This window comes from Ectobacillus sp. OTK (genome assembly GCF_059698935.1).
The window spans coordinates 3,933,631-3,947,572 of sequence record NZ_AP048547.1; the positions used below are offsets into that span (position 1 = coordinate 3,933,631).

Consider the following 13,942-nt stretch of genomic DNA (forward strand, 5'->3'; position numbering starts at 1 on the left):
TTCATCCGCTTATAAAAGAGTCTGTTTATATAGCAAATAAAGAAATCGACGCGAAAAGAGCTGATCTCACAAGATGCTTGCCAGCTTGTAAGATCAGCTCTTTGTTTGTAAGTATATTGCTTTCATCCAGCTGCATCACAATGACTCCAGCCTCCGTATCCATTTAGATATATGTCATCTTCCTCCAAATAAAATCTATTTTATCGCCCATTGGCTTCCTTTCGCTCTCTCATTAGTAAATCTTCCATAAAAGCAAGCAAATCTAAGCGAAGCTCCGGCCGTTCTAATGCGAGGTCAATCGTAGCTTGTATAAACCCAAGCTTATCACCAACATCAAAGCGGCGTCCTGTAAGCGGAAGGGCGAGCAGCGGATGGTTCAGGCATAGCTCCTTCAATGCATCCGTAAGCTGAATCTCTCCTCCTTTTCCGGGCTGCAGCTGCTGCAAAATCGGGAAGATTGACGGCTTTAAAATATAGCGGCCGATAACCGCAAGCCGTGATGGCGCTTCAGCTAATGATGGCTTTTCTACCACATCCTGCACATACATCGCTTCTTTTGCGCTTTGCATGATATCTGTCTTCGGTGCCACAATCCCGTATTTATGCACATCCTCAGGCGCCACTTCTCTTACGCCAAGTACCTCTGTATCAAATTTCTCATACAGGTCAATCATTTGTCCGAGAGCCGGTTTGTCAGACACCATAATATCATCGCCAAGCAGTACTGCAAACGGTTCGTCGCCAATGAATTGCTGCGCACATAACACGGCATGCCCAAGTCCAAGCGCCTCCTGCTGGCGGATGTAGTGAATATTCGCCATTTTTGAAATGCCTTGCACCGTTTGCAGCATTTCGTGCTTTCCTGTTTCAGCGAGCGTTTTCTCAAGCTCAATTGATTTGTCAAAATGGTCCTCAATAGATCGCTTATTCCGTCCTGTCACAATAATAATGCTTTCAATGCCGGACCAAACGGCCTCTTCGATAATATATTGAATGGCCGGCTTATCAACAAGCGGCAGCATTTCCTTTGGCTGCGCCTTTGTGGCAGGTAAAAATCTCGTTCCAAGCCCTGCCGCAGGGATAATAGCTTTTTTCACTTTCATTATATCTCACTCCTTGTTTGTTCCTTCTGTGTAAATACCCAAAGCCGGCTGCCGATATAATTCACGACTACACCAAATCCAGTTGCGATTAGCTTGCTGATCCAAAGATTCCATTGATACGTGTCGTATAAGAGAAACAGCAAACCAAACGAACACAGCAGAGAAGCCCCGTTTACAGCGAGAAACTTGATAATCTCCGGCATGTTCACACCGTGCGTAAGGCCAAACGTCCATTTCCTATTAAAGAAAAAGCTGTTTGCTGTCCCGCAGGAATACGATAACACCTGGGCTGCTGTGTATGGTACTCCTATGAAATGAAGAAGAAAAAAGGCAGCAAAGTCGACAGCCGTATTCATTCCCCCTACTATGCAAAAGCGTAAAAACTGAATGGCGCCTTGCTTATTGCCCAGCACTTGCGCTCACCTCTTTATGCACAGAGACTTCAGCATACGGATTGTTCCGCAGCAAATAAAGCGGGCGTCCCTTCGTTTCATCGTAAATTCTGCCAACATACTCTCCAAGAACTCCGAGCAGAATAAGAATAACCCCATTTAACAGCAGCACGCAGGCAATGAGCGATGTCCAGCCAGCAATCGTGCTTGTTGTAAACAATCGCAGGAATAATGTTACCAGTAAATACACAAAGCTTGAGAAGGAGATGAAAAAGCCAAGATACGTTGCCAGCTTTAATGGTTTATAGGAAAATGATGTAATCCCGTCCATCGAGAAGCGAAGCATTTTCTTAAGCGGATATTTCGTTTCTCCCGCAAAGCGCTCATCACGTTCGTATTCGATTGCTGTTTGGCGAAAGCCTACCCAGCTTACAAGCCCGCGAACAAAGCGGTTTTTTTCTCGAATGCTGCGCATTGCTTCGCATACACGGCCGTCCATTAAACGAAAATCCCCTGTATCGACCGGAATGTCAACCTCAGTTAACGATCGGAGCGTGCGATAAAATACAGCAGCAGTCCATTTTTTAAACAACGTCTCTCCCTTTCGCTTTGAACGCTTCGCATACACAACCTCGTAGCCTTCCTTCCACTTTTCAATCATGTCAGGAATTAATTCAGGCGGATCTTGTAAATCAGCATCAATAATAACAATCGCATCACCTCGCGCATAGTCCATACCTGCTGTAATTGCGATTTGATGCCCAAAATTGCGCGAGAAGTCCAGCAGCTTTACACTATGGTCCCGTTTTGAGATTCCCTCTACAATTTCCGCTGTGCGGTCCTTGCTTCCATCGTTGATGAACAATAGCTCATATGGCTCTTGTAATGATTTCATTACATCTGTTAGACGGCGATATGTTTCCTCTACGACAGCTTCCTCATTATAGACAGGAATAATGACGGAATACCGAACAGTTTGACTCATCTGATAACCTCCTAATCTTTTTACAGCCGGCGGCTCGTCGGTGCGAGCCGCGCCTGCTCACCCTTTATTTATGGCTCTTTTCTAAACAATTGCTGCTTCAGGAATAAAAGAGCGTGTTTCGATATAAGCAAGAGGCTGTTCGCCTCTTGCAACTGATCTCTCATTTCCGACTTCCCGTCTCTTCTCCCAGTGCTTTATACGTGCTGCTTGGCAAGAAAAACAAGCAATAATATCTGCGGAAACAGCCTTATTTATTAATTTGATACAGTGTACCTGATCCACCCATTCCCATTGTGTTTGACTGGGATGAGCTTCCTTGCCATTCACTTGCCGGTACCTCTGTGCTGTGCTCCTTAATCCAAGTCAGTACATCTGAATTGCCTCTATCTGGACCATTATCTGAAATATAGAAGAATTTAATTTCATTATTGTCTACCATTTTTTGAAGCTTTTCGACTGTAAGTGCAGGGTCTTCTCCTGAGAATCCGCCCATTGCCATAACTGCTTTTCCTGTTTCAATAATATACGAGGAAGCAGCGTTAGAATTTGTAGTTCCAAATAAGAATGTTTCACCTGTATTGTTCTTTGTCACATAGCTAAGCAATGCTTCATTCACTCCGCTTCCCTGTCCGCCGCCTATTCCGGATCTTCCGCCGTCCTGTGCTGCTCTTGCTTCAGTACCTGTGCCACTTGGTTGTGATCCCCCATTTTGTGTCATTGTACCATTCATTTGCTGCCCTCCATCTTGTGATATCGTGCTGCTAGTCGAACTATTTTCAGACGTTGCTCCAAATGATGGCGGTCCGCCCTGCGGCATATTGCCGTCATTTGGCCCATTGCCCATCATACCGCCTGGTCCGCCTTGGCTGCTTGGACCCGCTTGCGGTATCATTGTGTTATCACCGTAAATAATCGGTGTCGCTGCCCAATATAACGGGCCAATCAATAAAGCAAGCATTCCTGCTAAAGCTATCCGTGAAGATAGCGTTTTGTTTGAACGAGCAAAGAATAATGCGAGTGCTGTCCCCATCCCTGCAACACCTACAGCAATTAACCAGCCGATGCCGATTGTGCTGCTATATGCCTGCAAAATATACAATTGGAATGCTGTTGTTACGACAATAGAAGAAGGTAATAACCATGTTTTCCATCCTTCCTTATTGCGATACTTGCTCCAAAGCTCTACCCAGCCCGCTCCAGAAATTCCTGCGATTGCTGGTGCCAGCATGATTAAGTAATAGTGATGGAAGAAGCCCGCTACACTAAAGAATGCTGCAATTGGCAATAACCAGGCTAACCAAAACAAAGTCTCGATTTGTTTATCCGTAAATTTCTGACGAAGACGAATACCCGCAAGTAATGCTGCGCTTGCAAATGCTGCAAAAGGAAGCAGCCAGCTTGCTTGTCCTGACAATTCCTTTTGGAAGAGGCGAAGCGGACCTGCTTGACCTGTGCCAAATAAGCCGCTGGCACCGTTACCGCCCATTCCTCCTTGTAGTCCCCCGCTTGGCGGAGTGCCTCCGTTTTGTTGTGTATTTGTTGTATCATTTTGTGTCTGTTGTGCATTTGCTGTATTCCCATTGTTTTGTTGGCTCGCGGCTGTCGTATCCTGTTGCTTCGTGCCGCTTCCACTCTGCCCGCCTACAGAATTATTACCTGTCAAACGGGAAAGCCCGTTATACCCAAAGGCAAGCTCTAGAACAGAGTTTGTGGAGCTGCTGCCGATATAAGGACGATCCTCTGCTGGAATCGAATCTACTACAACAGCCCATGACACGGACACACCAAACATAAGCATTGTTGCTGCTACAAGACCTATTAATTTCTTTTTCCATTGTGCTTTAAAAGCAAGAACATATAATAAGTAAAATGCTGGAGCAACCATAAATGCCTGCATCATTTTCATATTAAAGCCAAGACCAATCATAGCAAAGGCGCCAAGCACCCAGCCAAGCTTGCCGCTGCGAACGCCGCGAAGCAGCATCCATGCTCCAAGAAGAAGCGTAAACACTAATAAGCTGTCAATATTATTCGTACGGCTCACCGCTACCGCAACTGGCATACATGCCATAACTAAGCTCGAAAGCCGCGCGGCTGTCCTGCCAAACGTCGGTTTCACAAGTGTATACATAAGCAGTACCGAGCCTACTCCTGCTAAAGCCTGCGGCAAAATAACACTCCAGCCATGTACACCAAAGACTGCAGCAAACGCTGTTTGCACCCAAAATACAACCGGCGGCTTATCTACCGTAATAAATCCGGCTGGATCAAACGAAGCGTAAAAGAAATTATGAAAGCTTTGCAGCATACTTGTAACCGCCGCGGTGTAATATGCGTTTGCGTTTCCGCTGTTCCAAATATTGAAGATATTTAAGAAAGCGGAGAGTATGGCGATTCCGACGAGAACAATGTCAAACCGCCTATGTTGTTTTGTGTTCATGTTCTATTTCTCCTCTCATCCCTTACCCTAGACTCAGCTCTAGGTTTGTTCTTATTTCTGACTGTCTCTAGCATACACACTGAAACTGAATTGCCCCTTAAGAGAAACTGAGCACTTCTTGAGGGATAGCTGAATGTTTGCTGAAAGCAAGGCTTCCAGCCAAAATAAGAAAAGATCTTACTACCCACTCTTGTCCTGTCGAAGAATAATCCACGTACAAGTCGCTTTTTTCCTCATTGATACAGGCATTTTCCTCATAGAGAACAGGCCGATAAAGCTAGACAACGAGAAAAGCGGAATCGGTCCGCCTTTGTTCGCGAAGGCGGATAAATCAGTCTCTGAAGAAGTTGAGGGGATATAGTTCCTGAACAAAGAGTTGCAATTCTTGTGAGAGTAGGATATTCATAAAAAAACGCCATCCTTTTTAATAATTCTAGTAAAAGGATAGCGTTTTTCTCTTCTAGAGAACATATCGTTAGATCAGCTTGATGGGCATGCGTCAGAACCCCTATATCCAGAAAATTAACGAGGAATGAATGATTCTGTTTAGGACTCTTGATATAAACCCTGTTCTTTCATACGTAAAGCTTTCGGTTTTGAGTTAACCAAGACAATACTGGTAATAATCAGAACAAGTCCCGCCACCAACTTAAAGGTTACCGTCTCACCAAAGAAGATGACGCTGGTCATAAGCGCTATTAGCGGTATAAGAAAGGTAAAAGAACCCACTTTGCTTGCTTCGCCCGAGCCGACAAGTTTAAAGAAAGCAAGCCAGCCCAAAGCAGTAACGAAAACCGAAATAAACAACAAATTCAATATGAATGGCATTTTCCAGACGATATCATTCCAATTTTCAATGGAGGAACCGATAACTAATAATACGATTCCGCCAATGAAAATCTGAAGAGCAACCACCCAGACGGCATCCACCCGTGCTGCTGTTTTCTTCATATATATCGTACCGAAAGTCCAACAAACCGAGCTTCCTAAACCGAGCAAAATCCCAACAGATGAAATATGGCCAGAACCTCCGTTAAGGCTGATTGCAGCGACTCCGAGGAAACCAAGAATCAGGCCAACAATTTTCCGGAAGAACATTTCTTCCCCCAGCCACACCCAAGAGCAAATGCCAAGCAGTACCGGTTGAAAGAAAACAATCGTTGCAAAAAGTCCGGCAGGCAGAAATTTCAGCCCTATGGTTTGGAGTACGTAAAATACAATAATGTTCAAAACTGAGGAGATGAGATAGATGTGCCACGTATTTTTCAGATCAAGCTTTTTGTAACGGGGTAAAGCGAAGAGAACTAATATGAGACCCCCAATAAATATCCTCAAGCCGGCAAAAAGTAATGGAGGTGTGAACTCGAGCGCATATTTGGATAGCGGCCAGTTTACCCCCCACATAATAACAAGAAACAAAATATAAACAGCTGCCCGCGTACGCGAAAGTTGTAACATACCTCTTCAACTCCTGTTATTTATTTCTTATCATGATACAATGTATCTTATAATAAATAAAATGAATGTTTATTATAGGAGGTATATCAAAATTGTTATGACTCATTCACAACTTCTATTGTTCGTAAAAATAGCCGAGACCGGAAACTTCACAAAAGCAGGACAAGAATTGAATATGACACAGCCTGCTGTTAGTCGCGCCATCTCTACGCTTGAATCGGAATTAGGGGTCACACTCATTATTCGAGATAGAAAAAAAGGAATTATTCTTACAGATATAGGCGAACGTTTACTTGTGATATTTAGAGAGATTTTGAATGGCTTTAATAGGGTGGAGCAAGAAGTTACAGCTGAAAAGGGCTATGAGGTCGGAATAATTCGCATCGGATCCTTTCCGATTGTTTCTGCCCACTTCTTGCCTAAGATTCTGCGGGTCTTTGGAGAGAAGTATCCCGGAATAAAATTTGAACTGTATGAAGGAACAATCGAGGAGATTAAAGAATGGCTATCGTCTAGATTCATCGATGTCGGCTGGATTATGCCGCCCAATGATGAGTTTGACATCCTTCCGTTTCTCAAAGACAATTTGTGTTTACTCTTGCGAGACGATCATCCCTTGCAGAACCATCCGCACATTCAAATCACCGATTTGAGTAATGAACCTATGATTCTTTGTAAAGGCGGTTTTGATACGCCGATTTACGAACTGTTTCACAAATCCGGAGCCACCCTGCAGGCAAAATTCGATGTTCATAACATAAACGCGGCGTTAAATATGGTTCAAGAAGGGCTGGGTACGGCGATCGTATCCAAAATCTCGTTGTCGATGTCAACATTACCGCCTAATGTCCAAGTCCGTACGATTAACCCGCAGCCGTTTAGAGAAATCAACTTGGCGATTCCTTCCTTAAAAGAGGCTTCTGTCGCGGTTAAGCTGTTCATACAAACAGCAAGAGAGCTTTATTTATCCGATCTTCACTCAACATGACAAAAATGTCACTTTAGATGTTGTTAAGTCGATGGCTGGAGGACAAATTAGTCGGTATAGTATGGTGGTGAAGGAGGGCGAAACAATGGCTAAAATTATACAAACAAAGAACTTATTGAAATCTTACGGAAAAACACAAGTCTTAAAAAATATTGATTTGACAATTGAACAAGGGGAATTCACCGCGATTATGGGGCCATCTGGCTCTGGGAAAACGACATTAATGAATACCCTCTCAACGATTGACACCTTTAACGGCGGGGATGTTTGGATCGAGGGAAAATCGCTGTTAGATTTGAAAAAGAAAGCCTTACGGGAATTCCGCCAAAAACGAATGGGATTTATTTTTCAAGATTACAACTTACTGGATACATTAACAGTGAAAGAAAATATTCTGCTGCCGCTCTCGTTACAAAAAACACCTGTCGCAGAAATGGAGAAGCGATTAGCAAAATTAATTGAAGCGTTAAATATTGAATCGATCTTACATCATTATCCGTCTGAAATTTCCGGTGGCCAAAAGCAGCGCACGGCTGCAGCACGGGCGATCATTACCAATCCAGCGATTGTGTTTGCTGATGAGCCGACGGGTGCACTTGATTCCCGATCTGCTACCCAGCTGCTAGAACAAATTCAATTGCTCAATAAAACATTTAAGACAACGGTTCTGATGATTACCCATGATCCGTATGCAGCGAGCTACTGCCAGCGTGTAATTTTTCTCCGTGACGGAAAAATCGTCAATGAAATGTTTAAAGGTGAACAATCAGAAAAAGAATTCTTTGACCGAATCCTAACGATTCAAAGTGCCATAGGGGGCGATCGACGATGAGTTTGCTCGATTTATCATGGCGCAACATTAAACGAGATTTTCGGCTGTATTCGATCTATTTCATTTCCATGCTTATCGGAGTCATCATTCATTTTACGTTTTCATCCTTAATGTTCAATGACGATATTTTAGCTGCGATCGAAAATAAAGAGAACTTCCAAATCAGCGTGTCCATCGCGTCTGTTGTGGTATTCCTGTTCATTATTTTCTTCATCCTTTATGCTAATTCGTTTTTTATGAAACAGCGAAAAAAGGAATTTGGGATGTATTTGCTTTACGGAATGAGTGAACGGCAAATTGCCTTGATGGTCTTTCTTGAGACTTTATTTCTCAGCGCGATTTCACTCGTCAGCGGGATTTTGGTCGGCGGTTTACTATCAAAATTCTTTGGCATGCTGTTGATGAATTTGATGCAATACGATGATGTAATTTCCTTTGCCTTCCCGATAGAGGCAGTGGGGTTCACCATTCTTTTATTCATCTTATTGATTAGCATTATTAGTGTCCAAAGTTATTTAAGTGTGCGCAGGGTCCAATTGATAGAATTATTTCATGCAAAAGCAAAAATGGACAAGCCGCTTAAGTTTTCCTCATGGCTTGCATTATTATCAGTCCTGTTGATAGGAGTAGCCTTCTTTCTCATAAGTCAGGCAGGAAACTCGTTTTTTTGGAAAGAAAACCTCATGGCAAGCATGATTGCAGTGACAGTGGGAATCATCGGTGGGACATACTTATTTTTTCGACAATTTTCTGGCTGGGTTTTGGAAAAGATGTGCCACCGGGAAAAATATTATGAGGGTAACAAGATGTTATGGATTTCTTCTTTGCGTTTTTCGATTCGTGGAAATACCTTGAATCTTACCTTTATTTCATTATTCAGTGCGGTAATCATTTTTTTAGTAGGCTTCGTTTCCATTAACTATGCGGTTCAATTTGATGCGGTGGGGAGAGAATATCCGAACCATATTGCGTTTGCCTCGCAGGATGAAAAAACACAGAAACAAATTGAACGAATCATTGAGGAGGAACATCCGATTATTGATCATAAGAGGATCGAGGGGCTATCTGCAAAACCAGTTACTGACAGGGAAATCGCCTTTGAAGAGGCATATGAATTTACTGAAAAAGTCCTTCTATTCTCAGAGTCACAATTTAATGACATCGTCAGTCTGCGCGGCGATGAAGGACAAGTGAATTTGCAGAATCAAGAAGCGGTTGCCCTTTCAAAAGGAATAGATCAACCAATAAAGTTTACAGAAAGCAAACAGCCAAGATTTACCGTACACCTTAAGGAAGAAACTACATTCAATCTGGTTGAAAAAAGAGACTATGCTTTACTAAGCAGGGCTACAGAGTCAAGCGGCAATGTAGGCATGAAACCTTCCATATTGATTATTTCCGATGAAGCATTTGAAAGCCTAAAGCGGGAGGAAGTCCTTGCCTCGTTCGAAATCTATCAAATCGAGGATGCCAAAAATGCTGCTGCTTTATCGCGAAAAGTTCGTGCCCTTGTTTCAAAAACACCGGGAACGTACTACGCTTCGTTTTCCGATCTTTATTCGATTCAAATTGAAAGTTCATCCTTGCTGTTATTTTCCGCTGCTTTTCTAGCAGTCATCGCATTATTTTCCTTAGGAAGCATCATCTATTTCAAGCAATTACGAGAAGCGACAGAAGAACAAAGACAATATTCGATTTTACGAAAAATCGGAGTGGATGACAGTGAAATGAAATGGGTCATACGCAAACAATTACTGTTTGTGTTCTTGCCTCCGCTCTTCCTCGGTATGCTTCACAGCTGGTTTTTCCTGTATTATCCACTCTTGGAGGAAGTAAAAGATTTCCCACAACTCACATCGATTATTACAGCGGTCCTGATTCTGTATTTTGTCATCTATTTTCTGTTTTATTTATCCTCTTCCAGTGTTTACTTTAAAATTGTCAACCAAAAAAACGCAATGAGCTAGTCATTGCGTTTTTTGCTGTAAAAATAAATACGGATCATCATCTTTCGGAAAATGAATGATAAATTGGGTATATACGCCGACCTCGGACGTGCAGGTAATATAATGGCCAAGCTTGTTCGATAATTGCTGCGCCAAATATAAACCCATTCCTGTCGACTTCGTATACGTCCGTCCCGTCTCTCCGGTAAAACCACGATTAAAAATTCGCGGAAGGTCTTTTTGGCTGATGCCAATCCCGCTGTCCCGAATTATGAGCCGTTTTTCTTTTGGTGTTTCGGATGCTGAAATGGTAATCTCCCCGCCATGTTCTGTATATTTTAAACTGTTCGTCAATAACTGATTGACGATAAACTGCAGCCATTTAGGATCACTTTGAACCTCCAGTGAACCTGCCTGGATGTCAATGCGGATTTTTTTTGAAAAAAAGGTTTTCGAATGAGCCTTAACGATTTCTTTCGCAATCTGGATAATGTCACAATTTTGAATATCGTAATCCTGATTGAAGCTATCGAGCTTGGCGTAATAGAGAGCTTGATCGACATAATTTTCAATTTTCGTGATCTCTTCCCTTAAACTATCCGCGTCCATATCGGTTTGCTGCAGTAAGCGAAGAACCGCAATCGGTGTTTTTATCTCATGGAACCAGGAGACGATAAAATCATAATGCTCATTCTGCCTGTCTTGAATCCGATTCATTTCACGGATATGCTGCTTTTTCAGTTCATCGATGTGCTGCTTTGCGAATTCTCCTTCCAGCGACAAACTGTCATAATCCTCACTTTTCATTTGTCGGATCACACGTACATTTTGCTGGTAGCGAAATAATAAAAATCCGAGTAACACAATCGATGATAGAGCAAAGGCATAGAAGAATGTCTCCCATGCCAAGCCTCCATTACTATCGGTAAAAAATACCGCGGCTGAGATCAGGAAACCGGCTAGATACAGATAAATATAAGGCTTTTCATAGGCTAGATAGCGAAGGAAGGTCATTCGATCAAATACCCCATTCCTTTCCGGGTGACAATGAACTCCTCCAGCCCAAGCGCAGCGATTTTCCTGCGCATCCGGTTCACGTTCACGGTTAGTGTGTTATCATCGACAAACTGTTCTTCATTCCATAGTGCCTGCATTAAGTCCTCGCGCGAAACAATTTTCCCGATATTCCGCATCATCAATTGTAAAAGGATAAATTCATTTCGGCTTAACTCTGTGCTTTCTCCTTTATATTCAATTGTTGAATTGGTTACATTTAATTTCAAGCCCCGATGGATGAATCGGATGCTCTCACCTTCCTGATAGGTATATTTCCGGCGGATGAGCGCACTGACTTTCGCGACAAGAATATCCAAATCAAATGGCTTCTGGATAAAATCATCCCCACCCATATTAATCGCCATAATGATATCCATATTCTGATTTCTGGATGAAAGGAATATAATCGGCACCTTGGAAACCGAGCGTATTTGCTGGCACCAGTAGTATCCATCAAAAATGGGAAGATTGATATCTAATAGAATGAGGTGTGGATCTGCTTGCTCAAATTCCGTTAGCACCTGGTCAAATTGGGTCACTTCCACCACATCATACTGCCACTTTTTTAACGTATCAGCGACAATCCGTCTAATTTTTTCATCGTCCTCAATCATCATTATTCTATACATAAAATCCCTCATCATTGTAAGAATGGTCACTGCATTTATTTTAGCACAATCTTTGGGAGATTTTTATGCTAGGACTGACCGTTATTCCGACAACAACAAGCAAGCGGCACTCGTAACACTGGTACCGCTCGACCGCCTCTTTCACGATCGTTTGGACCACATTTTATTTAGTATGTAAGAGACATTACACTCTTACTTCATAAATTTAGTTTTTCTTACCTTGATGGCGATGGGATACAGTCCTTTTTTATTAAAATTCCAATACAACAAATCCATGCGCCGCAAGAACTACATCTACATGCTCTGCTTCATATGCAGATTCTTCGCCCGTCAGCAAGTTCGTAACCTTTTTGCCTTTTAAGTTAAACGGTACATCCACTGTAATTTCTTTATCAGAGTTGTTGAATGCAAATAGCACTGTCTGCTCTTCAAATGTTTTTGTATACATAATATGGTTTGTTTCATTGCTTGCCGCAATAAATCGAAATGTGCCTCGATTGCCGAATGCTGGGTTTTCCTTGCGTAAACGAATGCACGTAGCAACGAAATGAAACATATCTTTGTCCTGCTTTTCTTCATCCCAAATCATACACTTGCGGCAGCCGGGGTCCACATCCCCTGCTATACCAATTTCATCCCCGTAATAAATACAAGGTGTACCCGGAGACGAAAGCAGAAAGATAAACAGCTGTTTTACTTTTTCCTTATTATCCTTGCATACTGTTAAAATACGGGGTGTGTCGTGGCTTCCTAATAAATTGAAGGCTGCTTCGGCTATGTTTTCTGAATACATCATAAGTGCTTCTGATGTTTTGTATGCAAATTCTTCTGCTTGCATCGTACCTTGGGCGAAGAATTGAATGGCTGCACTTGAATAAGGGTAATTCATCACTGCATCAAATTGATCTCCTTGCAGCCACGGCATGGCATCATGCCAAATTTCACCGAGAATGTATACGTCCGGTTTAATAGCCTTTACCTCTTTGCGAAATGCACGCCAGAAATCGTGTCCCACTTCGTTTGCTACATCTAAGCGCCAGCCATCGATGTCAAACTCACGGATCCAGTAGCGGCCTACCTCTAATAAATATTCACGTACTTCTGGGTGAGAGGTGTTCAGTTTAGGCATCATATGAGTGAATGCGAATGTATCGTAGTTAGGTACAGGTTCTGTCTGTACGGGGAAGCTCCGAATGTAGAACCAATCTTTGTATTTCGATGATTCGCCTCTCTCTAATACATCCTGGAATTGTGCGAAGTAGAAACCGCTATGGTTGAATACGGCGTCCAGCATCACCTTTATTCCATTTTCATGACAAACCTGCACAAGACGTTTAAACGTTTCCTTATCTCCAAATTGCGGATCAATCTCCATATAATCTACTGTGTCGTATTTATGGTTTGTTGTTGCTTTGAAAATTGGTGTGAAGTAAATGCCTGTAATGCCTAATTGCACAAGATGATCCATATGCTGAATGACGCCTTCAAAATCGCCGCCGAAGAAGCTTGCCGGTGTCGGCTCTTCGCTGCCCCATGGCAATGTACCTTTAGGATTAAGCGAAGGATTTCCGTTACCAAATCGTTCCGGAAAAATTTGATACCATACTGTGTCATGCACCCAAGCAGGAGGAGTAAATACATCTTCTGCATTTAAATACGGGAAACAAAAATAAGGAGCAATATCCTTATTAACGATTTCATTAAAAAATCCTCTCTCCGTATATACAACTGTTTCCTCATCGCTTTTTAATTCAAAGCCGTAACGTAAACGCCGAAACTCTGGCTGAATCGCAACAAACCAATAGTCGAATAGCTCTGTAGCCGCTATTTTATGCATCGTGCTTGTTTTGTATTGCCAAGCACCTTCCTGCCATACATACGGATCACCATGAATGAGGGTTACTGTCTTTACATCATTCTTCTTAGTGCGCAAACGAATATGCAGCGTTTGTGTATCATAAGCGTATGCAAAGTTATTTTTCGGACGATGATAGATTGCTTCTCGAGTAATCATAATGATTCCCCCATTCTCATCAAAGCGTTAGTTATTAGAAATGTTTACGTTAAGGATATCTTGCTTGAGTGAAAGTAATGTATCCATTATTTTCACTCA

The 13,942-nt window shown here is 42.5% G+C and carries 11 protein-coding genes; 3 read left to right on the forward strand and 8 right to left on the reverse strand.

Features of this window, described 5'->3' with window-relative positions; all coding sequences use genetic code 11:
* Positions 1–200: 200 nt before the first annotated feature.
* The 5 genes from galU to AC6HZ4_RS19475 form a co-directional block, all read right to left on the reverse strand.
* Positions 201–1,103, reverse strand: coding sequence for a UTP--glucose-1-phosphate uridylyltransferase GalU (gene galU / locus AC6HZ4_RS19455; protein WP_497491351.1), 903 nt, complete (start codon positions 1,101–1,103; stop codon positions 201–203).
* Positions 1,103–1,516, reverse strand: a complete 414-nt coding sequence (locus AC6HZ4_RS19460) for a GtrA family protein (protein WP_497491352.1) — start codon at positions 1,514–1,516, stop codon at positions 1,103–1,105. Before AC6HZ4_RS19460 ends, galU begins: the two co-directional genes overlap by 1 nt.
* Positions 1,503–2,480 carry a glycosyltransferase family 2 protein gene (locus AC6HZ4_RS19465; RefSeq protein ID WP_497491353.1) on the reverse strand — a complete coding sequence of 326 codons (978 nt, stop codon included), beginning with the start codon at positions 2,478–2,480 and terminating at the stop codon, positions 1,503–1,505. Before AC6HZ4_RS19465 ends, AC6HZ4_RS19460 begins: the two co-directional genes overlap by 14 nt.
* A gap of 247 nt (positions 2,481–2,727) precedes the next feature.
* Positions 2,728–4,920, reverse strand: coding sequence for an ArnT family glycosyltransferase (locus tag AC6HZ4_RS19470; RefSeq protein ID WP_497491354.1), 2,193 nt, complete (start codon positions 4,918–4,920; stop codon positions 2,728–2,730).
* A 546-nt stretch (positions 4,921–5,466) separates the two neighbouring features.
* Positions 5,467–6,378, reverse strand: coding sequence for a DMT family transporter (locus AC6HZ4_RS19475; protein WP_497491355.1), 912 nt, complete (start codon positions 6,376–6,378; stop codon positions 5,467–5,469).
* A 97-nt stretch (positions 6,379–6,475) separates the two neighbouring features.
* Between AC6HZ4_RS19475 and AC6HZ4_RS19480 the strand changes: the two genes are divergently transcribed.
* From AC6HZ4_RS19480 to AC6HZ4_RS19490, 3 genes are all read left to right on the forward strand, one after another.
* Positions 6,476–7,366 carry a LysR family transcriptional regulator gene (locus AC6HZ4_RS19480; RefSeq protein ID WP_497491356.1) on the forward strand — a complete coding sequence of 297 codons (891 nt, stop codon included), beginning with the start codon at positions 6,476–6,478 and terminating at the stop codon, positions 7,364–7,366.
* A gap of 85 nt (positions 7,367–7,451) precedes the next feature.
* Positions 7,452–8,198 (forward strand): ABC transporter ATP-binding protein, encoded by a 747-nt coding sequence (locus AC6HZ4_RS19485; RefSeq protein WP_497491357.1) that lies wholly within the window; start codon positions 7,452–7,454, stop codon positions 8,196–8,198.
* Positions 8,195–10,165 carry an FtsX-like permease family protein gene (locus AC6HZ4_RS19490; RefSeq protein ID WP_497491358.1) on the forward strand — a complete coding sequence of 657 codons (1,971 nt, stop codon included), beginning with the start codon at positions 8,195–8,197 and terminating at the stop codon, positions 10,163–10,165. Before AC6HZ4_RS19485 ends, AC6HZ4_RS19490 begins: the two co-directional genes overlap by 4 nt.
* On the opposite strand, the gene AC6HZ4_RS19495 is transcribed toward AC6HZ4_RS19490, so the two are convergent.
* From AC6HZ4_RS19495 to AC6HZ4_RS19505, 3 genes are all read right to left on the reverse strand, one after another.
* The gene (locus AC6HZ4_RS19495) at positions 10,166–11,158 is read right to left on the reverse strand and encodes a sensor histidine kinase (RefSeq protein WP_497491359.1); all 993 of its coding nucleotides are present in this window, start codon (positions 11,156–11,158) and stop codon (positions 10,166–10,168) included. It abuts the gene before it with no gap.
* Entirely contained in the window at positions 11,155–11,829 is a 675-nt protein-coding gene (locus AC6HZ4_RS19500) for a response regulator transcription factor (protein ID WP_497491360.1), read from the reverse strand. The genes AC6HZ4_RS19495 and AC6HZ4_RS19500 overlap by 4 nt, the downstream gene beginning before the upstream one ends.
* A 250-nt stretch (positions 11,830–12,079) precedes the next feature.
* Positions 12,080–13,840 (reverse strand): alpha-glycosidase, encoded by a 1,761-nt coding sequence (locus tag AC6HZ4_RS19505; protein WP_497495782.1) that lies wholly within the window; start codon positions 13,838–13,840, stop codon positions 12,080–12,082.
* Positions 13,841–13,942: the final 102 nt, after the last annotated feature.